The 18520-nt window shown below is 70.8% G+C and carries 20 protein-coding genes; 10 read left to right on the forward strand and 10 right to left on the reverse strand.

Annotated features, from left to right (window positions below; translation table 11 throughout):
- Nucleotides 1–81: 81 nt before the first annotated feature.
- Complete coding sequence (locus ACIQBL_RS44075; RefSeq protein ID WP_401953544.1) at nt 82–1026, reverse strand: DMT family transporter; 945 nt, start codon at nt 1024–1026, stop codon at nt 82–84.
- Here ACIQBL_RS44075 and ACIQBL_RS44080 point away from each other — a divergent pair.
- On the forward strand, nt 1025–2461 hold the full coding sequence (locus ACIQBL_RS44080) for a PLP-dependent aminotransferase family protein (protein WP_401953547.1): 1437 nt from the start codon (nt 1025–1027) through the stop codon (nt 2459–2461). The two genes, ACIQBL_RS44075 and ACIQBL_RS44080, sit on opposite strands and share 2 nt — an antisense overlap.
- Here the strand turns inward: ACIQBL_RS44080 and ACIQBL_RS44085 are convergent.
- Nucleotides 2458–3087, reverse strand: a complete 630-nt coding sequence (locus ACIQBL_RS44085; RefSeq protein WP_401953550.1) for a DUF6461 domain-containing protein — start codon at nt 3085–3087, stop codon at nt 2458–2460. The two genes, ACIQBL_RS44080 and ACIQBL_RS44085, sit on opposite strands and share 4 nt — an antisense overlap.
- 90 nt (nt 3088–3177) lie before the next feature.
- Here ACIQBL_RS44085 and ACIQBL_RS44090 point away from each other — a divergent pair, with 90 nt between their 5' ends.
- Nucleotides 3178–3615, forward strand: coding sequence for a GNAT family N-acetyltransferase (locus tag ACIQBL_RS44090; RefSeq protein ID WP_401953553.1), 438 nt, complete (start codon nt 3178–3180; stop codon nt 3613–3615).
- A gap of 104 nt (nt 3616–3719) precedes the next feature.
- Entirely contained in the window at nt 3720–4313 is a 594-nt protein-coding gene (locus ACIQBL_RS44095) for a histidine phosphatase family protein (RefSeq protein ID WP_401953555.1), read from the forward strand.
- 117 nt (nt 4314–4430) lie between these two features.
- Here ACIQBL_RS44095 and ACIQBL_RS44100 read toward each other — a convergent pair whose 3' ends face one another.
- On the reverse strand, nt 4431–4874 hold the full coding sequence (locus ACIQBL_RS44100) for a DUF6314 family protein (protein ID WP_401953557.1): 444 nt from the start codon (nt 4872–4874) through the stop codon (nt 4431–4433).
- Nucleotides 4875–4876: 2 nt separating this feature from the next.
- Nucleotides 4877–5068: a hypothetical protein gene (locus tag ACIQBL_RS44105; RefSeq protein ID WP_401953560.1), complete on the reverse strand. Its 192-nt coding sequence runs from the start codon at nt 5066–5068 to the stop codon at nt 4877–4879.
- A gap of 126 nt (nt 5069–5194) precedes the next feature.
- Between ACIQBL_RS44105 and ACIQBL_RS44110 the strand changes: the two genes are divergently transcribed.
- Entirely contained in the window at nt 5195–7681 is a 2487-nt protein-coding gene (locus ACIQBL_RS44110) for an alpha-L-arabinofuranosidase C-terminal domain-containing protein (protein ID WP_401953562.1), read from the forward strand.
- Here the strand turns inward: ACIQBL_RS44110 and ACIQBL_RS44115 are convergent.
- The 6 genes from ACIQBL_RS44115 to ACIQBL_RS44140 form a co-directional block, all read right to left on the reverse strand.
- On the reverse strand, nt 7668–8108 hold the full coding sequence (locus ACIQBL_RS44115; RefSeq protein WP_401953564.1) for a carboxymuconolactone decarboxylase family protein: 441 nt from the start codon (nt 8106–8108) through the stop codon (nt 7668–7670). The genes ACIQBL_RS44110 and ACIQBL_RS44115 overlap by 14 nt on opposite strands.
- Nucleotides 8105–8563, reverse strand: a complete 459-nt coding sequence (locus ACIQBL_RS44120) for a MerR family transcriptional regulator (protein WP_401953566.1) — start codon at nt 8561–8563, stop codon at nt 8105–8107. Before ACIQBL_RS44120 ends, ACIQBL_RS44115 begins: the two co-directional genes overlap by 4 nt.
- A gap of 70 nt (nt 8564–8633) precedes the next feature.
- Nucleotides 8634–10400, reverse strand: coding sequence for an SMI1/KNR4 family protein (locus ACIQBL_RS44125; RefSeq protein ID WP_401953569.1), 1767 nt, complete (start codon nt 10398–10400; stop codon nt 8634–8636).
- Nucleotides 10401–10411: 11 nt separating this feature from the next.
- Entirely contained in the window at nt 10412–11158 is a 747-nt protein-coding gene (locus ACIQBL_RS44130) for a VOC family protein (RefSeq protein ID WP_401953572.1), read from the reverse strand.
- Nucleotides 11159–11296: 138 nt separating this feature from the next.
- Nucleotides 11297–11962, reverse strand: coding sequence for a hypothetical protein (locus ACIQBL_RS44135; protein ID WP_401953574.1), 666 nt, complete (start codon nt 11960–11962; stop codon nt 11297–11299).
- Nucleotides 11963–12130: 168 nt separating this feature from the next.
- Entirely contained in the window at nt 12131–12598 is a 468-nt protein-coding gene (locus ACIQBL_RS44140; protein ID WP_401953577.1) for an Lrp/AsnC family transcriptional regulator, read from the reverse strand.
- A gap of 120 nt (nt 12599–12718) precedes the next feature.
- On the opposite strand from ACIQBL_RS44140, the gene ACIQBL_RS44145 reads away from it, so the two are divergent.
- The 6 genes from ACIQBL_RS44145 to ACIQBL_RS44170 are packed head-to-tail and all read left to right on the forward strand — an operon-like array spanning nt 12719 to nt 18369.
- On the forward strand, nt 12719–13510 hold the full coding sequence (locus ACIQBL_RS44145; protein WP_401953579.1) for a hypothetical protein: 792 nt from the start codon (nt 12719–12721) through the stop codon (nt 13508–13510).
- A 25-nt stretch (nt 13511–13535) separates the two neighbouring features.
- Nucleotides 13536–14564 carry an N-acetyl-gamma-glutamyl-phosphate reductase gene (gene argC / locus ACIQBL_RS44150; protein ID WP_401953581.1) on the forward strand — a complete coding sequence of 343 codons (1029 nt, stop codon included), beginning with the start codon at nt 13536–13538 and terminating at the stop codon, nt 14562–14564.
- A complete protein-coding gene (gene argJ, locus ACIQBL_RS44155; protein ID WP_401953584.1) occupies nt 14561–15715 on the forward strand; it encodes a bifunctional glutamate N-acetyltransferase/amino-acid acetyltransferase ArgJ in 1155 nt (384 codons plus the stop codon). The genes argC and argJ overlap by 4 nt, the downstream gene beginning before the upstream one ends.
- Complete coding sequence (argB, locus tag ACIQBL_RS44160) at nt 15712–16629, forward strand: acetylglutamate kinase (RefSeq protein ID WP_401953587.1); 918 nt, start codon at nt 15712–15714, stop codon at nt 16627–16629. The genes argJ and argB overlap by 4 nt, the downstream gene beginning before the upstream one ends.
- A complete protein-coding gene (locus ACIQBL_RS44165) occupies nt 16626–17810 on the forward strand; it encodes an acetylornithine transaminase (protein WP_401953589.1) in 1185 nt (394 codons plus the stop codon). Before argB ends, ACIQBL_RS44165 begins: the two co-directional genes overlap by 4 nt.
- Nucleotides 17811–17829: 19 nt before the next feature.
- Nucleotides 17830–18369, forward strand: coding sequence for an arginine repressor (locus ACIQBL_RS44170; protein ID WP_401953592.1), 540 nt, complete (start codon nt 17830–17832; stop codon nt 18367–18369).
- Nucleotides 18370–18520 lie beyond the last annotated feature (151 nt).

Genomic DNA, 18520 nt, shown 5'->3' on the forward strand with positions numbered 1-18520 from the left:
CTCACCGAGTACGGGAGCAGCGGTCCACGCCCTTCGAGTCTACGGCGGCCCGCCCGGCCGGGACCGGGACGTGCACGCCGCTCAACTCCGGGCCCGCTGCGTGACGGCGATGCACACCAGCACGGCCGCCGCCGTCAGCGGGGCGGCCACGGTCAGGTGCTCGCCGAGCAGTAGTACCGACCACACCAGAGTGAGCAGAGGCTGGGCCAACTGCAACTGGCTGGCCTTCGGGACACCGATGGTGGCCATGCCCCGGTACCAGACGACAAGCCCGAGGAACTGGGAACCCGCGGCGACCCACAGCAGTCCGGCCACGCTGTGCGCGGTGAGACGCGGGGTGTCGTACGACAGCGCGAGCGCGGCGGCGGGCACGCTCAGGGGCAGGCACAGGACCAGCGCCCAGGCGATGACCTGCCAGCCGGGCATGACCCGGGCCAGCCGGCCGCCCTCGGTGTAACCGGCCGCGCAGACCAGCAGCGCCGCGAGGAGATACAGATCGGCGGTGGTCACGGCGCCGCCGCTCTGCTGGACCGTGAAGGCGAGCACCGCGCCGGCGCCCGCGAGCGCGGCCGTCCAGAAGGTGCGCGAGGGGCGGATGCCGGTGCGCAGCGCGGACAGGGCGGCGGTCGTCAGGGGCAACAGGCCGACCACGACCGCCGCGTGCGAGGTGGTCGAGGTCCGGAGGGCGAGCGTGGTGAGCAGCGGGAAACCGGCCACCACTCCGCCCGCCACGACGGCCAGCCCGGCCCAGTGCCGGCGCTCGGGTACGGGGACGCGCAGGACGAGCAGACAGCCGCCCGCGAGCAGCGCGGCGAGGACGCTGCGCACGGCCACCAGCGACCAGGGGGCGAAGCCTTCGAGACCCCAGGCGGTGGCGGGGAAGGTGAGGGAGAAGGCGATCACACCGAGCGCGGCGAGGACCGTACCGGTACCGGCGGGGACCTTCGGCGCGCCGGCCGTCCCGGTGGTGGGGGAGGTGCTGACCGCTATCGGGCTCGGTGCAGTAGCGCTATCGTGTGCTCTCATGCAAGAGCGTAGCAGTGTCGGCGAACTGGCCAATAGCCTGCGACAGGAGCTTGACCGCTACTCTCCTGGCGGAAAGCTGCCGTCGAGCCGGGCGCTCGTCGAACGGTTCCGGGTGAGTCCCGTGACCGTCTCGCGCGCCCTCGCGCAGCTGGCCGCCGAGGGGCTGGTGGTCACCCGCCCGGGCGCCGGCGCGTTCCGGGCCACACCCCGCGCCGCTGCCACCACAGCCGTGGGGGACACCTCCTGGCAGGAGGTCGCGCTCAGCGCGGACGGCGCCGCCGACGTCGTACCGCGCACGGTGGACGCGTCCGGCGTGCTGGCCTCGTTGGCCGTCCCGCCGCCCGGGGTGATCGAGTTCAACGGCGGCTATCTGCACCCGTCGTTGCAGCCCGAGCGGGCGATGGCCGCGGCCCTGTCGCGGGCGGGGCGCCGCCCCGGTGCCTGGAGCAGGCCGCCGATGGAGGGCCTGCCGGAACTGCGCGAGTGGTTCGCGCGCGGCATCGGCGGTTCGGTGACCGCGGCGGACGTGCTGGTGAGCGCGGGCGGCCAGACCGCGCTGACGACGGCGTTGCGCGCCCTGGCACCCCCCGGTGCGCCGGTCCTCGTCGAATCGCCCACCTACCCGGGCATGCTGGCGATCGCGAGGGCGGCGGGCCTGCGCCCGGTCCCCGTACCGGTCGACGCGGACGGCGTCCGTCCATCCCTCCTCGCCGACGCGTTCCGTGCGACCGGCGCCCGGGTGTTCGTCTGCCAGCCCCTGTTCCAGAACCCGACCGGTGCCGTCCTCGCCCCCGCCCGCCGCCCGGAGGTCCTGCGCATCGCCCGCGAGGCGGGCGCGTTCGTCGTCGAGGACGACTTCGTACGACGGCTGGTGCACGAGGACGCGGGCCCGCTGCCGCGCCCGCTGGCCGCCGACGACCCGGACGGAGTCGTCGTGCACGTCGGCTCCCTCACCAAGGCGACCTCGCCCAGCTTCCGGGTCAGCGCACTCGCCGCGCACGGCCCGGTACTGGAACGCCTGCGTGCCATCCAGGTCGTCGACACCTTCTTCGTCCCCCGCCCGCTCCAGGAAGCGGCCCTCGAACTCGTCGGCTCCCCGGCCTGGCCCCGCCATCTCCGCGCCGTCTCAAGCGAGTTGAAGACCCGCCGGGACACGATGACGACCGCCCTGCGCCTCGAACTCCCCTCCTTCTCCCTCCCGCACATCCCCTCCGGCGGCTACCACCTGTGGCTCCGCCTCCCCGACGGCAGCGATGAGTCGGCCCTGACGGGCGCCGCCCTCCGCGCGGGCGTCTCCCTCACCCCCGGCCGCCCCTACTTCAGCGCCGAACCCCCGGCCGCCCACGTCCGGTTGAGCTTCGCGGCGGTCGCGGGGACGGGAGAGATCGTGGAGGGGGTACGGCGGCTTCGGGCGGCCTGTGACGAGGTGGCCTAGCGCGGAGGCAGCGGTACCAGGGCGCAGGTGAACTCCAGCGACGCGAACAGCTCCGGTGTCAGATGGACGCCCGTGAGGCGATCCGCGAGCGCGAAGGCGGCCTCGGTGTGCTGCTGGTAGTCCCGGTCGTCGTCCTCTCTCAGATCGAAGCCCGACTCCCGCATCTCGGTGAGGAGTTCGTCCGCGTGGCTGCCGTTCCGGGCGTAGGGGAAGAGCGGCTCGAAGTGCAGCCGAATGTCCCCGTCCTCGTACCAGTTGAAGTGGTCCACCGCGTTCACGTTGCGGAAGTGGGAGACGATCGTGTGCCCGTGCGAGACCGGGAGCATGGCCTCGTCCGTGACGCCCAGGTAGCCGTTGTACTCGACCATCAGCGACCAGTCGCCGACCGCGGCGACACCGACGAACAGCGGGTCCCCGTCGTACTCGTCCCAGGAGTCGTACGACGGCTCGCTCAGCGCCCCGACGCCCGTGACGCGTATGTCCTCCACCGCCCCCAGCTCCTGGAGCAACCGCTCCGGTGTGATCTCCCGGACCAGCGTGACGCAGTACGCGGTCATCAGCGACGCATGCTGCTCGCGGAGCCAGACGTAGTCGTCGGCGGTCGTCGTCCCTGCCATCCCTGTCATGCCTCGAAGCCTGCCACGCGCCACTGACAACGCCCCGCCACCGGCCAAAACCGCTCGACACCCGCGCCCCTGGCCTGCGATTCTCCCGCCATGAACGACGTCCCGAGCCTCCCCGACGGCTACGAGTTCTCCGCCGACTCCGCCCGCGTCGACATCGACCGCGTCTACGACTGGCTGTCCACCGACGCGTACTGGGCGAAGGGCCGGCCCCGCGAGCAGCACGAGCGCGCGGTCGCGTCCTCGCTGAACTTCGGGGTGTACGACACCGCTTCGGGGGAGCAGGTGGCGTACGCGCGCGTGGTGACCGACGAGGCGCTGTTCGCGTGGCTGTGCGATGTGTACGTGGCACCGTCGGCACGCGGAAAGGGCATCGGCACGGCGTTCGTCGGCGCCGTACGGGAGGAGCTGCGGCCGCTCGGACTGCGCCGGATACTTCTCGCCACGCACGACGCCCACGGCGTGTACGAGAAGGTCGGGTTCAAGCCACTGGCGCGGCCCGACCAGTGGATGGCCCTGTATTTCGAGTGACTTGTCCGCCTGGTCCTGACCGCGAAGTAAGGTTTTGCCCACCGTGGGTAACTCTCCTCCGGCCCCCCTTGACCTGCGCACTTCAGCGGGAACACGATCGCCGCATGCAACTTCGGGTCACGTTCGTCGCCGCCGCGCGCAGCTCCCCGTTGCTCGCGGAGCGCTTCGAGGACGACCGCCCGCTTGACCAGGCGGGTTGGGACGAGGTGCAGCGCGCCGCCCCGGTTCTGCTGCCGCTGGCGGCGGCGGAGCTGCGCTACTGTTCGCCGACCCCGCGCAGCCGCACGACCGGCGACGGCCTCGGGTACACCCCGCTGGTGCAACTCGCCCTGCGGGACTGCGACATGGGCCGCTGGCGCGGCCTGACACTCGGCGAGGCGATGGCCCGTGAGCCCGCCCTGGTGGACGCCTGGCTCGCCGACCCCCGCTCCACCCCGCACGGCGGGGAGTCCCTGCTGTCCTTCATCTCCCGCGTGGGCGGCTGGCTGGACACCCGGCCCGACGACGACGGCGGCCGTATCGTCGCCGTAGCCGAACCCTCCGTCATCCGCGCCGCGTTGGTCTACGCCCTCAAGGCCCCGCCCTCGACCTACTGGAACATCGACGTACGCCCCCTGTCGACCACCACGGTCACGGGCCACGCGGGGCGCTGGAATCTGCGGTTCGACGGGGCGGCGGTGCAGTCCACGCGGACGTAGGTCGGTGTCAACTCCCGGTGGGGCGGGCCGGGTTCGCCGATACTCGGGGGAGGCGTGCGTACGCCGGGAGGATCGCCTCGGAGTTGTTGCCGCCCGGAATGGCCGGCCCCACCCCCCTTAGCCCCCGCGCACATACTCCGTACTGAGCACCAGATCCTTCGCGGGCCCGCCCACCCGCCACACCGTCCGCCAGTGGTCCGCGTCCAGCACGGTGAACTCGCCCCGGTACAGGTCCGCCGAGCAGGGATGGTCGGCGACATGGTGCCCCGAGGTCAGATCCAGGTCGTGGAAGGGCCGCCCGTCGCCGAAGCGCACGTCGGCCGTGCCGGGCGCGGCGCCGGGCAGGAACCTTAGCGTCCGCTCGGCGGGGCGGGCCACGCCCCGCCAGGTGAAGGTGCCCGACTCGGTGTGCAGCAGGCCCCCTTCGGGCAGCGCGCTGAAGACGGTCGTGCCCGAGAAGTCGCCCTCGTCCCCGCTCGCCAGATCCCGCACCGACCGCCGCACCCGCCAACTCCCGGCCAGATATGCCAGCACATCGGTAACCGGCCAGAACTCGCCCATCGTCACCCCTCCCCGCGCCGCCGCCACCGGTCCGGCGCGCCGGCCGGCGCCTTCCGTTCCGCCCGGGCCCGGATCTCGTGGTGCGAGGCGCGGCTCGTGGCGCGGAAGGTCTGCACGGAGTCCTTCTCGTACGCCGCCGGGTCCGCGCCCACGGCCACATCTGCTCCGCCGTGCCGGTGGATCACCCGTGACATGCCCTCGACCCTACGTCCCCCGCCCGCAGGCCCCATTGACGTGCTCACGCCCCTTCCCTATCTTGCCGTTCGAAGTGCTGACCGACGTCTGACATTTCGAACAACTTCAAGAGCCGCGGAGTATCCATGTCACGCACCAGCCGCACCCGCCTGAGACTTGCCTTAGGGGCAAGCGCTTTCCTGCTGGCGACGGCCGTCGTCCCCGTTCCCGCCCACGCCGAGGACGTCACCGACTACGCGATCACCGTCGACCCGTCGGCCCAGGGCGCCAGGATCGACAAGACGATGTACGGCGTCTTCTTCGAGGACATCAACCGCGCGGCCGACGGCGGCCTGTACGCCGAGCTCGTGCAGAACCGGTCCTTCGAGTACTCCACCGACGACAACAAGTCGTACACCCCGCTGACCGCCTGGACGGTCGCCGGTACGGGCCAGGTGGTGAACGACGCCGGCCGCCTCAACGAGACCAACCGCACCTACCTTTCCCTGGCGGCCGGTTCGTCGATCACCAACGCCGGCTACAACACCGGCATCGCGGTCGAGGACGGCAAGAAGTACGACTTCTCGGTGTGGGCCCGCGCCGACTCCGGCACCACGCTCACCGTCGGCCTCCAGGACACCGGCGGCACCCTCGCGACCGCGCACCGGGTGACCGTGAGGAAGAACGGCTGGGCCCGGTACAGGGCCACGTTCACCGCCACCCGCACCAGCGCCACGGGCCGCCTCACCGTCGCCTCCTCCGACGCGACCGCCCTCGACATGGTGTCCCTCTTCCCCCGCGACACCTACAGGCACGAGCGCAACGGCCTGCGCAAGGACCTCGCCGAGAAGATCGCCGCCCTGCACCCGGGCTTCGTGCGCTTCCCCGGCGGCTGTCTGGTCAACACCGGTTCCATGGAGGACTACAGCGCGGCCTCGGGGTACCAGCGCAAGCGCTCGTACCAGTGGAAGGACACGATCGGCCCGGTCGAGACACGTGCTACGAACTCCAACTTCTGGGGCTACAACCAGAGTTACGGCCTCGGCTACTACGAGTACTTCCGCCTCGCCGAGGACATCGGCGCGATGCCGCTGCCCGTCGTACCGGCCCTGGTGACCGGCTGCGGTCAGAACAAGGCCGTCGACGACCCCGCGCTGCTCAAGCGGCACGTGCAAGACACCCTGGATCTCATCGAGTTCGCCAACGGGCCGGTGACCTCACCCTGGGGCAGGAAGCGCGCCGAGATGGGCCACCCCAAGCCCTTCCACCTCACCCACATCGAGGTCGGCAACGAGGAGAACCTCCCCACCGAGTTCTTCGCCCGCTTCACCCGGTTCCGCACCGCGATCCAGGCGAAGTACCCGTACATGACCGTGATCTCCAACGCGGGCCCGGACGACAGCGGTTCGACCTTCGACACGGCCTGGCAGCTCAACAAGGACGCCAAGGTCGACATGGTCGACGAGCACTACTACAACAGCCCGCAGTGGTTCCTCCAGAACAACAACCGCTACGACTCCTACGACCGCACCGGCCCGAAGGTCTTTCTCGGCGAATACGCCTCCGGGGGCAACGCGTTCAAGAACGGCCTCGCCGAAGCCGCCTACATGACCGGCCTGGAACGCAACGCGGACGTCGTGAAACTCGCCTCGTACGCCCCGCTGTTCGCCAACGAGGACTACGTCCAGTGGCGCCCGGACCTGGTGTGGTTCAACAACCACGCCTCCTGGGGCTCCGCCAACTACGAGGTCCAGAAGCTGTTCATGAACAACGTCGGCGGCCGGGTCGTGCCCTCAACAGCCACCGGAACACCGTCACTTGTCGCCCCGATCTCCGGCGCGGTCGGTCTGTCGACCTGGGCGACGAGCGCGGCCTACGACGATGTGAAGGTGACGGCCGCGGACGGTTCGGCGCTGCTCTCCGACGACTTCTCCGGCGACGCGACCCGGTGGACCCATACGGGGGGCGGTAGTTGGAGCCTCCAGGACGGGCAGTACGTCCAGACCGACACCGCCGCCGAGAACACCATGGTGTCGGCGGGCGACCCGGCCTGGCACGACTACGACCTGCATGTGAAGGCGACGAAGAAGGCAGGGAAAGAAGGCTTCCTGGTCGCGTTCGGGGTCAAGGACACCGGCAACTACTACTGGTGGAACCTGGGCGGCTGGAACAACACCCAGACCGCCGTCGAACAGGCCGTGGACGGCGGCAAGTCGACGCTGATCGCCAAGCCGGGCACCATCGAGACGGGCCGTTCCTACGACGTCGACATCAAGGTGAGGGGCCGTCAGGTCACCCTCTCCCTCGACGGGCAGGAGTGGGGCAGCTTCACCGACGACAAGCCGGCCGAGCCGTTCCGTCAGGTCGTCACCAAGGACGCGAAGACCGGTGACCTGATCGTCAAGGTCGTCAACGCCCAGTCCTCGGCGGCCCGTACGGCGATCGACCTGGGCGGCGCGAAGGTCGCCTCCAAGGCGAAGGTGACCACGCTCGCCGCCGCACCCGACGCGGTGAACAGCGAGACGGCCACCGCGGTCGCGCCGGTCGAGTCCACCTTCAAGGGGGTCGCCGACAAGTTCAGTTACACCTTCCCGGCGAACTCGGTCACGTTCCTGAGGATCAGGCAGAGGTAACTTCGGCCTCCGGCGTGGACTGCTGTCCCAGCGGCAGCAGCCCACGCTCGGCGAAGACCTTCTTCGCGGCGAAGGTCGCGTTCAGCGCCTTGGGGATGCCGCAGTACACCGCGGAGTGCGTCAGGGCCTCGACGATCTCCTCAGGAGTGAGGCCCACGTTCAGCGCCGCGTTCACATGGACGTCGAGCTGGGCCTCGCAGCCGCCGAGCGCGGTGAGCATGCCCAGCGTCACCAACTGGCGGTCGCGCGGGGCGAGTCCGGGACGGTCGTAGATCTCGCCGAAGGCCCAGGCGACGACCTGGTGACCGAGTTCGGGGTTGATGTCGGCGAGCGAGTCGACGACCCGCTGCCCGGCCTCGCCGTCGACCCGCTTCAGGACCTCAAGGCCATGGGTGAACCGCTCTTCACGGGTGGTGCTCGCGCTCATGTCGTTTCGTCCGATCCCGGCTGCTCGTGGTCGTGGTCGTGGTTGTCCTCGTCCAGGAGCAGCTGTTTGTAGTAGTCGATCTTGTTGTCCAGCACGGCCGCGTTGCGGCGCAACGCCCTTATCCGGTCGGCCAGTTCGGCGCGGTGCTCGCGGAGCATCGCCAGCCGGTCGGCGACCGTGACGTTCCCCGCCGCCCGCAGCGCCGCGAACCGCTGCATGTCGGCGATCGACATGCCCGTCTCGCGCAGCCGCAGCAGAAACTCCAGCCAGGCCAAGTCCGCTGCCTGATACCGCCGTTGGTTGCCAGTACTCCGGCCGACCCGCTCGATCAGGCCGGCCTTCTCGTAGTAGCGCAACGTGTCGTGCGAGAGTCCGGTGCGCTCGGCGACCTGGGCGATGGTCAGGGTCGGTTCCCGGTCCCCGGGGAGGGGCCCGAAGGGCTGTCCGCTGGTCATGAGGACAACCGTAGAACCTGGAGCGCGCTCCAGGTCAAGGCCGCCCTCATGGATCACGGCAACGGGTGCCTCACCAGTACGTGTGGTCGTCCCAGGCCTGGAAACCGGCGTGCTCGACCGGGTCGTCCTCCTCGTCGAGTTCGGCGAGCCCGGGGACGGCCGGTGTGCCGCGCTGCCAGGTGAGGAGCGTCTCGATGAGGCCGCCCTCCAGCGCGGGGCCCTGGTCGGTGTGGCGGGGCCACACGATCAGGGGCCAGGCGTCCGGGTCCGGGCCCTCGGTGAGCCAGCCGAGGTGGTCGGCGTCGTAGGAGTTCGCGAAGGGCAGGAAACCGCCGGGCTCCGGCCAGACGGTCAGCGGGTAGCCGTCCGGGTAGTTGTCCTTCAGCATCCGATAGGCGTCGAGCGTCTCCTCGACGTGGGTGACGAAGCGCCGTTCGCCGGTGCGCAGCGGGGTCAGGAAGCGCAGCCACTGGCCCCAGTCGCCGGCGCCGTACACCTCCATCAACTCCACGTACTCCCTGGGCAGTTGAGTCCCCAGCTCGGCGAAGAGTCCTTCCCAGGTGCCGTCGCCGGGATACGGGTGTTCCGGGGGCGGGGACAGCAGCCGCAGCGCGTCCAGGCCGGTGCCGGTCTCCAGCGCGGTGCGGCGCTCGGCCCCGGTGAGCCGGGGAGCGGTGGGTGCCGGCGGGGTCCACGGCCCGGGTGTGGGCAGGTACGCGGTGCGGGCGACGCTGCCGGGGAGCGGGCCGAGCAGCGGTGGTTCCCCGGCGTCGCGGACGGTGCGCCGCAGATAGCCGGTGAGTGTGAGGTCGTAGCGGTGGAACGGCAACAGGCCCCGGCCTGGCGCCGGGTGGGGGTGCCGGACGACGACCGTCCATCGGTTCGGGTCCTCGGAGGCCGAGGTGTCCCAGAACAGCACGTCACCGCCCCGGCTGCGGCCCCACGCCAGCAACCCGCCGGGTTCCGGGTGTACGGCCGGCCGCTCGCCCTCCGGCAGTGCCCGTGCCGCGATCCGGGCCGCGCGATGCGTCTCCCGCAGCCAGTCGCCGTAGTCGAAGCGGTCCTGCTGGACGCACGGCACATGGATCCAGAGGTACTCGCCGAAGTCCAACGGCCCGTAGCGGTCGGCCAGTTGCTTGTAGTCGTCCGGGAGACGCAGTCCGAGCCACGGCTCTACGGCCGTCCAGTCGACCGGGACGGGTACGGGCGGGCGTTCGGTGGCGGGGCTGGTGAAGGTCGAGAGGCCGGGGTGGACATCGTCCCAGACCGGTCCGCGGGATGCGGTGACCGTGGCTACGCAGGGTTGTTCGGCGCCGCCTCGCTCGGCGTGCCGTGACAGGGCCGGTGCGCCGGTGGTGAGTGCCTCGGCCGTGTCCGCGAGCATCTCGGACACCGAGTCCCACAGGGGCACGCCCGGTTCGGGCGTCTCGTGGTCCCAGCGGAAGACCGCGCCGTACGCCGGCTGCCCGGACCGGAGATCGACCAGCAGATGGTCGCCGCCCGCGTCGTCGGCGATCGGAAGGAACGCCGGGAGGTACTCCGCCGCGGCGGACAGGGCGTCCGAGTGCGCCGCCTCGTCCCGGGCGACCAGCACCAGGATGTCCCTGACCTCCAGGGCCTCGGCCAGGTTCAGCGGGGCGAAGCCGAGCGGAATCCACGCCGTGGCGGACACACCGTCGAGCCGCCACCACGCGACCACATCCTCCGGCAGGACCGCGCCGACCCGCTCCAGATCCCCATCCGCAGCCGCACGCACGGGCCCCTCGGGGACATGCGCCCCGAGCCACGCCGCTATCCGGCCCCACGACTCCCGTACGGTCTGTTCCGTCTCGTTCATGGCGGGCGAGGTCAGGACGACGACCGCGCGAGGACGCAGAACTCGTGCCCCTCCGGATCCACCAGGCACCGCCACGGGACCTCGCCCTGCCCCACGTCCAGGTCGCCGGCCCCGAGGGCCCGCAGGCGGGTCACCTCCGCCTCCTGATCGTCGTCCGGATACCGCAGCAGATCGAGATGGACGCGGTCCGGCACGGTCTTCGCGCCGGGTGTGCGCAGGAACTCCAGATAGGGGCCGACCCCCTTGGCGGAGCGGAACACCGCGTGGTCGTCGGTCACCTCGTGCGGGGTCCAGTCCAGCGCCTCGCCCCAGAACCGGGCCATGGCCCACGGATCCGCGCAGTCGACCACCACCACGGCGATCGGCCCGGTGTCCCGGTAGATCTCGCGGGGTTCCAGCACACAGAACTCGTTGCCCTCCGGGTCGGCGAGGACGGTCCACGGCACCTCGCCCTGGCCCACGTCGACGGGCGTGGCGCCGAGCGACCGGAGGCGTGCGACGAGTTCCGCCTGGTGGGCCGCGGAGGTGGTGGCGAGGTCGAGGTGCAGGCGGTTCTTCGTCGCCGTCCTGGGCTCCGGTACGGCGATGACGTCGATGGCGACGGCGGCCGGGTCCAGCCAGTCGAAGCCGTCGGGCTGGGCGGAGGTCGCCCCGGGTTCCGCGCCGCTGAGCCGCCAGCCGAGCGCCTCCGCCCAGAACCGGCCGACCGCCGTGTCGTCAAGAGCCTTGATGTTCACCTGTACAGGTCGCAGCGCCATGCCGGCGATCCTATGCAGCCGCTGGGCGGCACCCGCACTGCGACTGAGTGCTTCATGTGGCGGACGGACGGTTGGACGGATGGCCGGCTGCGTCGGTGGGACTGAGCGGCGACGACACGGACGCAGATGTCCGGCGGTTCATGGGCCCGGGGTCGTCCTGAAGTCCTGCCGCACCAGGGTTTTACCGTTCGGCAAGGGATATTCGCGGCGGTCCAGGTCGGTGAAGCCCGCACCCGACATCGCCGAGGTCAACGCGTCGGGGTCGATGTCCGACGACACCGAGGCAAGAGCGTCGAACGACGACGAGTGGTCCGTCGAGCTGACGAAGCCGGCCGCGTCGTTGCGCTGGACCACGCACGACAGCACACCGATGGAGGAGGCGTTCGCGGCCGCGAAGGCGACGAACTCCTCGGCGCCCACGTACTCGACGATGAGGTTGGCGACGAGGAGATCCACGCGCTCGATCCGCACGGAACGGTCGACGCTCGCCTCGATCAGACGGAGACGATCGCCGAGGGTGTCGCGATACCGGGTCTCGCAGGCGTGGAGGTAGTCGGGGTTGATGTCGTACCCGTACACGGCATCCGTCGTCTCCGGGTCGACGAGGTCGAGTCCGTTGCCTCCCGCGACTCCCAGTACCCCGACCGCACGGAACGGGTACGCCGCGAGCTGTTCCCCGGTGATCTCCCGGAGCCGCTGGAGCTGCCCGACCCCCGGGTCGCCCATGTGCCGCTCGTACACGTCGAGTTGAATCCCGCGCCAGGGATGCTCCGGCGCGCTCCGGCGGCGATCGGAGGCGGTCATCGCGCCGGACCGGACGGGCGCTGTCGTGACTGCATCGGTTGGTCCACCCTTCATCGCTCCGCCGATCCGAACGGAGGCACTGGCGGAAACCGTCGTGCTGGACCGCTGCCGTTCGGTGTCCTTGATCGTACTCGCCGACCCGGCGACGGTAATGAGGACCGGCACGGCTCAGGGGAGGGTGGGGGTGGAGCGGTCGATCAGGCTGTCGGGGCCCAGTGGTACTTCGTGGAGGAGCAGTCGGCTGCGCAGTTCGCGCACGCCCGCGTCCTCCTTGAGGCGGTCGACGACGCTCTCGAACTCGTGGGCGTCGGTGCAGACCACGCGCAGCTGGTAGTCGTACTCACCGGTGAGCCGCATCCCGCCGACCACCTGCGGGATGCGGGTGAGCTGTTGCTCGAAGGCGGCGCGGTCGACGCCGTCGCGCAGCCGGATGTCGCTGAGCATCTCCATGGTGCGGCCGAGAACGGCCAGGTCGATGTCGGCTCGGTAGCCGCGGATGACGCCGGCCTTCTGCAGTCTGCGGACCCGGTCGGCCACGGTGTTCGCCGAGAGGCGCACGTGTCGCCCCAGGTCCTGGTAGGTGGCGCGGCCGTCCCGCCGGAGAAGGACGAGGAGCTGCCGGTCGATACGGTCCATGCGGGGATCGTAGGATTCCTCGGCCCTTTCGCGCATCTGCCGAGGATTAATCGGCCTTGGGCCCATGGACGGATCGATGTCCGAACCTGAATCGGGGGTTCTTCCGACAGGGTCGAAGCCATGGAAATACTGCTGTTCCGTGTCGCTCTGGCGCCTTCGGTCGTTCTGCTCGCCTCCGTCCTCGCCCGAAGACTGGGCCCGCGCTTCGGCGGGCAGCTGCTGGGCGCTCCGACGACGACGGGGCCGTTCCTGGCGCTGATGTGTCTGACCTCCGGGCACCGGGCGGCTGCCGTAGCGGCACTCGGGGCGGTGACGGGGCAACTGGTCGTGGTGTGTTTCGCCCTGGCCTACGGGCGGCTCGCGCCGCGGGTGCGCCCCCGGCGGGCCCTCGGGGCGGCTCTCGTGGCCAGTGGGGCGGCAGCGGCACTGGGCGTCGCGGTGGACGACGCCTGGCTGACGGCCGCGTTGGCCGGTGCGGTGATCGCGGCCGGGCTGTGGACCTGGCCCGGGCCCGGTGCGGAGGCACGTGCACCGCGCCGGGAGGGCCGCTGGGAGCTGCCGGTACGGATGGCGGTATCGGCGGCAGCGGTCACCGCGGCCCTCGCGGCCTCACAGGCTCTGGGGCCGACGCCGGGCGGCATGCTCTCGTCGCTGCCGGTACTTCTGGCGGTGGTGGCTCCCGGCCTGCACCGGTCGACCGGACCGAGGGCGGCGGTGGAACTGACCCACGGCGCGCTGACCGCGGCGGCCGGCAGCACCGCCTTCCTGCTGGTGCTGGCCGCCGCCCTCGGCCCGTTCGGCGCGCCCGCGGCGTTCCTGCCGGCCGTTGCCGGGATGGTGCTCACGAACGGGCTCCTGGGGGCGGCCCGCGCCGGACATCCAGATTGCATAAACGTGCAGCGAAACGTATAGTCATGCCATCCAAGAGGAGGGTTCCATGACGGTACGTGCGGCAGTGGCCGGAGCGAGCGGATACGCGGGCGGGGAACTGCTGCGTCTGCTCCTGGCGCACCCCGAGGTAGAGATCGGCGCCCTGACCGGCAACTCGAACGCCGGGCAGAAGCTCGGTGCGCTCCAGCCGCACCTGCTGCCGCTCGCCGGGCGAGTCCTCCAGGAAACTACCCCCGAAGTCCTCGCCGGACACGACGTCGTCTTCCTCGCCCTGCCCCACGGCCAGTCCGCCGCCGTCGCCGAGCAGCTCGGCCCGGACGTCCTCGTCGTCGACATGGGCGCCGACTTCCGGCTGAAGGACGCGGCCGACTGGGAGAGGTTCTACGGCTCGGCGCACGCCGGCACCTGGCCCTACGGCCTTCCCGAACTGCCGGGCGCCCGCGCCGCGTTGGAGGGGTCCAAGCGCATCGCGGTGCCCGGTTGCTATCCGACGGCCGCCTCCCTCGCGCTCTTCCCGGCGTACGCCGCCGGGCTCGCCGAGAACGAGGCCGTGATCGTCGCCGCCTCCGGGACCTCCGGTGCCGGCAAGGCGCCCAAGGCGCACCTCCTGGGCTCCGAGGTCATGGGGTCCATGTCGCCGTACGGCGTCGGCGGCGGCCACCGGCACACCCCCGAGATCATCCAGAACCTCGGCACGGCGGCCGGCGAGCCCGTCACCGTCTCCTTCACGCCCACCCTCGCGCCGATGCCCCGCGGCATCCTCGCCACGTGCAGTGCGAAAGCGCGCGAAGGGGTCACCGCCGAGTCGCTCCGCGCCGCCTACGAGAAGGCCTTCGCCGACGAACCCTTCGTGCACCTCCTCCCCGAGGGGCAGTGGCCCGCGACGGCGTCCGTCTACGGTTCCAACGCCGTTCAGGTGCAGGTCGCGTACGACGAGGCCGCGGGCCGCATCATCGCGATCAGCGCCATCGACAACCTGACCAAGGGCACCGCGGGCGGTGCCGTCCAGAGCATGAACCTCGCCCTCGGGCTCGACGAGACCACCGGGCTTTCTACGATCGGAGTCGCGCCGTGAGTGTGACGGCAGCACAGGGATTCACGGCGGCGGGCATCGCCGCCGGGATCAAGGAGAACGGCAACCCGGACCTGGCCCTCGTGGTCAACAACGGGCCCCGCCTCGCCGCCGCGGGCGTCTTCACCTCCAACCGCGTCAAGGCCGCGCCGGTGCTCTGGTCCGAGCAGGTGCTGAAGGGCGGCCAGGTCTCCGCCGTCGTCCTCAACTCCGGTGGCGCCAACGCCTGTACGGGTCCGAAGGGCTTCCAGGACACGCACGCCACCGCCGAGAAGGTCGCGGACGTGCTGGGCCTCAACGCCGCCGAGGTCGCCGTCGCCTCCACCGGGCTCATCGGACTCCTGCTGCCGATGGACAAGCTGCTGCCGGGAGTTGAGACCGCCGCCGGTCAACTCTCCCCGCACGGGGGTGAGAAGGCCGCCATCGCCATCAAGACCACGGACTCCGTGCACAAGACCGCCGTCGTGACGAGCAAGGCCGGCTGGACCGTCGGCGGCATGGCCAAGGGCGCCGGCATGCTCGCCCCCGGCCTCGCCACCATGCTCGTCGTCCTCACCACCGACGCCGATGTCGAAAGTGGCGTACTGGACACGGCACTTCGGGCCGCCACCCGCACCACCTTCGACCGGGTCGACTCCGACGGCTGCATGTCCACCAACGACACCGTGCTGCTGCTCGCCTCCGGCGCCGCCCAAGTCACCCCGGAGTACGAGGAGTTCGCCGAGGCCGTCCGTGCCGTCTGCGACGACCTCGGGCAGCAGCTGATCCGGGACGCCGAGGGTGCCAGCAAGGACATCAAGGTCGAGATCGTCAACGCCGCGAGCGAGGACGACGCCGTGGAGGTGGGCCGTTCCATCGCCCGCAACAACCTCCTCAAGTGCGCGATCCACGGCGAAGACCCCAACTGGGGACGGGTGTTGTCCGCGATCGGCACGACGAAGGCCGCCTTCGAGCCGGATCAGCTCAACGTCGCCATCAATGGTGTGTGGGTCTGCAAGAACGGGGGCGTCGGCGAGGACCGCGACAAGGTCGACATGCGCTACCGCGAGGTGCACATCGTCGCCGACCTCGCCGCGGGCAGTGAGACGGCCACCATCTGGACCAACGACCTCACCGCCGACTACGTCCACGAGAACAGCGCGTACTCGTCATGAGCACTACTCGCAAGCACACCGCGCTGCCCAAGGCGCAGATCCTCATCGAGGCGCTGCCCTGGCTGACCCGGCACAACGGCAGGACCGTCGTCATCAAGTTCGGCGGCAACGCCATGATCGACGAGGACCTGAAGGCCGCGTTCGCCCAGGACGTCGTGTTCCTGCACCACGCGGGGCTCAAGCCCGTCGTGGTGCACGGCGGCGGCCCGCAGATCAGCGCCGCCCTCGACAGGCACGGCATCGTCAGCGAGTTCAAGGCCGGCCTGCGCGTCACCACCGAGGACGCCATGGACGTCGTACGGATGGTGCTCGCCGGGCAGGTCCAGCGCGAGCTGGTCGGGCTGCTCAACCAACACGGGCCGCTCGCCGTCGGGTTGACCGGCGAGGACGCGCACACCATCACCGCCACCAAGCACCGGCCCGAGATCGACGGGGAGTTGGTCGACATCGGGCGGGTGGGCGAGATCACCGCCATCGACACGGGCGCGATCGAGGCACTGCTCGCCGACGGCCGCATCCCGGTCGTCTCGTCGATCGCCAGGAGCGAGGACGACGGACATGTCTACAACGTCAATGCTGATACGGCGGCTGCGGCACTCGCTGCCGCGCTGGGCGCCGAAACCCTCATGGTCCTCACGGACGTCGAGGGCCTCTACGAGGACTGGCCCCACAGCGACGAGGTGATCAGCCGCCTCACCGCTTCCCAACTGGAGAAGCTGCTCCCGGAGTTGAGCTCCGGGATGGTGCCGAAGATGGAGGGCTGTCTGCACGCCGTGCGCAACGGAGTGACCACCGCCCGGGTCATCGACGGCCGGGTCCAGCACTCGATCCTGCTGGAGATCTTCACCGACGAGGGCATCGGCACGATGGTCGTGCCCGACCAGAAGCCCACCGACGACCAGGGGGAGTCGTGAACAACCAGGAACTGACCGCCCGTTGGCAGGGCGCGCTGATGAACAACTACGGCACCCCGAGGCTCCCCCTCGTCCGCGGCGCGGGCGCCAAGCTGTGGGACGCCGACGGCAACGAGTACACCGACTTCGTCGGCGGTATCGCGGTCAACGCGCTCGGCCATGCCCACCCGGCGATCGTCGAAGCCGTCAGCAGGCAGATCGCCGAACTCGGCCATGTCTCCAACCTGTTCATCGCCGAACCGCCCGTCGCGCTCGCCGAACGGCTGCTGGAGCGCTTCGGCCGGGACGGCAAGGTGTTCTTCTGCAACTCCGGCGCCGAGGCCAACGAAGGCGCCTTCAAGATCGGCCGGTTGACGGGCCGTCAGCACATGGTCGCCACCCAGGGCGCCTTCCACGGCCGGACGATGGGCTCCCTCGCCCTCACCGGCCAGCCCGGCAAGCAGGAGCCGTTCCTGCCGCTGCCCGGCGACGTCACGCATGTCCCGTACGGCGACGCGCAGGCCCTCGCCGCCGCCGTCACCGACGAGACCGCGCTCGTCATCATCGAGCCGATCCAGGGCGAGAACGGCGTCGTCGTACCGCCCGCCGGGTATCTGAAGGCGGCCCGCGCGATCACCGCCGCGCACGGCGCGCTGCTGGTCCTGGACGAGGTGCAGACCGGTATCGGCCGTACCGGGCACTGGTTCGAGTACCAGACCCACGAAGGCGTGCTGCCCGATGTCGTGACCCTCGCGAAGGGGCTCGGCGGCGGACTGCCGCTCGGCGCCACCGTCGCGTTCGGACGCGCGGCCGACCTGCTCCAGCCGGGCCACCACGGCACGACGTTCGGCGGCAACCCGGTCGCCTGCGCCGCCGGACTCGCCGTACTCGACACCATCGAGGCCGAAGGCCTGTTGGAGAACGTGAAGCGGCAGAGCGAGAAGATCCGCGACGGAATCGAGTTGCTGGGCCACCCGTTGATCGATTATGTCCGGGGCGCGGGCCTCCTCCTGGGTATCGTGCTCACCGAGCCGCTCGCACCCCAGGTGCAACAGGCGGCTCAGGACGCCGGTTTCCTGGTCAACGCGCCCGCCCCCGATGTCGTACGGCTGATGCCACCGCTGAACCTCGGCGACGACGAGACGGACGCGTTCCTCCGGGCGCTGCCCGGTGTCCTGGACGTGGCCAAGGGGGACGGATGATCCGGAGAATGAGTCGACGATGAGTCAGGCGCAGGAGCACGAGCACCCCGCGGGGCCGGCCGTGCCGCAGACCCGCACCGCCCGCCACCGCCGGATCGTGGACATCCTCAACCGGCAACCGGTGCGCTCCCAGAGCCAGTTGGCGAAGCTGCTGTCGGACGACGGGCTGAGCGTCACCCAGGCGACGCTCTCCCGCGACCTGGACGAGCTGAACGCGGTGAAGATCCGCAACAACGACGGCGACCTGATCTACGCGGTACCGAGCGAGGGCGGCTTCCGCACCCCGCGCGCGCCGCTGGGGGAGTCGGCCAAGGAGGAGCGGATGCGGCGGCTCTCGTCCGAGCTGCTGATCTCCGCGGAGGCCTCCGCCAACCTCGTGGTCCTGCGCACCCCGCCCGGCGCCGCCCAGTTCCTCGCCTCGGCCATCGACCAGGCGGAACTCCAGGACATCCTCGGCACCATCGCCGGCGACGACACGCTCCTGCTGATCAGCCGGGACCCGCTCGGCGGACAGGCCCTCGCGGACCATCTGCTGCGGCTGGCGCAGAACGACCACTGACGTACCCGTACCCGCGCGGACAACGAGTCGGGGGGGGGGGGGGGGGGGGGGGGGGGGGCCGCCCCCCCCGCGCCCGGGGGGGGGGGGGGGGGGGACGTGGTGTGGGTTTTTTTTTTTTTTTTTAGGGTGGGGGGCGGGGGGGGGCGGCGGG

The sequence above is a fragment of the Streptomyces sp. NPDC088350 genome, assembly GCF_044753545.1.
Taxonomy (GTDB): Bacteria; Actinomycetota; Actinomycetes; order Streptomycetales; family Streptomycetaceae; genus Streptomyces.

Bases quoted from the DNA above. Each gene is read 5' to 3' on its own strand.
- ACIQBL_RS44080 (WP_401953547.1), top strand. From the start codon at position 1,025: ATGCAAGAGCGTAGCAGTGTCGGCGAACTGGCCAATAGCCTGCGACAG.
- ACIQBL_RS44075 (WP_401953544.1), bottom strand. From the start codon at position 1,026: ATGAGAGCACACGATAGCGCTACTGCACCGAGCCCGATAGCGGTCAGC.
- ACIQBL_RS44085 (WP_401953550.1), bottom strand. From the start codon at position 3,087: ATGACAGGGATGGCAGGGACGACGACCGCCGACGACTACGTCTGGCTC.
- ACIQBL_RS44090 (WP_401953553.1), top strand. From the start codon at position 3,178: ATGAACGACGTCCCGAGCCTCCCCGACGGCTACGAGTTCTCCGCCGAC.
- ACIQBL_RS44095 (WP_401953555.1), top strand. From the start codon at position 3,720: ATGCAACTTCGGGTCACGTTCGTCGCCGCCGCGCGCAGCTCCCCGTTG.
- ACIQBL_RS44100 (WP_401953557.1), bottom strand. From the start codon at position 4,874: ATGGGCGAGTTCTGGCCGGTTACCGATGTGCTGGCATATCTGGCCGGG.
- ACIQBL_RS44105 (WP_401953560.1), bottom strand. From the start codon at position 5,068: ATGTCACGGGTGATCCACCGGCACGGCGGAGCAGATGTGGCCGTGGGC.
- ACIQBL_RS44110 (WP_401953562.1), top strand. From the start codon at position 5,195: ATGTCACGCACCAGCCGCACCCGCCTGAGACTTGCCTTAGGGGCAAGC.
- ACIQBL_RS44115 (WP_401953564.1), bottom strand. From the start codon at position 8,108: ATGAGCGCGAGCACCACCCGTGAAGAGCGGTTCACCCATGGCCTTGAG.
- ACIQBL_RS44120 (WP_401953566.1), bottom strand. From the start codon at position 8,563: ATGACCAGCGGACAGCCCTTCGGGCCCCTCCCCGGGGACCGGGAACCG.
- ACIQBL_RS44125 (WP_401953569.1), bottom strand. From the start codon at position 10,400: ATGAACGAGACGGAACAGACCGTACGGGAGTCGTGGGGCCGGATAGCG.
- ACIQBL_RS44130 (WP_401953572.1), bottom strand. From the start codon at position 11,158: ATGGCGCTGCGACCTGTACAGGTGAACATCAAGGCTCTTGACGACACG.
- ACIQBL_RS44135 (WP_401953574.1), bottom strand. From the start codon at position 11,962: ATGACCGCCTCCGATCGCCGCCGGAGCGCGCCGGAGCATCCCTGGCGC.
- ACIQBL_RS44140 (WP_401953577.1), bottom strand. From the start codon at position 12,598: ATGGACCGTATCGACCGGCAGCTCCTCGTCCTTCTCCGGCGGGACGGC.
- ACIQBL_RS44145 (WP_401953579.1), top strand. From the start codon at position 12,719: ATGGAAATACTGCTGTTCCGTGTCGCTCTGGCGCCTTCGGTCGTTCTG.
- argC (WP_401953581.1), top strand. From the start codon at position 13,536: ATGACGGTACGTGCGGCAGTGGCCGGAGCGAGCGGATACGCGGGCGGG.
- argB (WP_401953587.1), top strand. From the start codon at position 15,712: ATGAGCACTACTCGCAAGCACACCGCGCTGCCCAAGGCGCAGATCCTC.
- ACIQBL_RS44170 (WP_401953592.1), top strand. From the start codon at position 17,830: ATGAGTCAGGCGCAGGAGCACGAGCACCCCGCGGGGCCGGCCGTGCCG.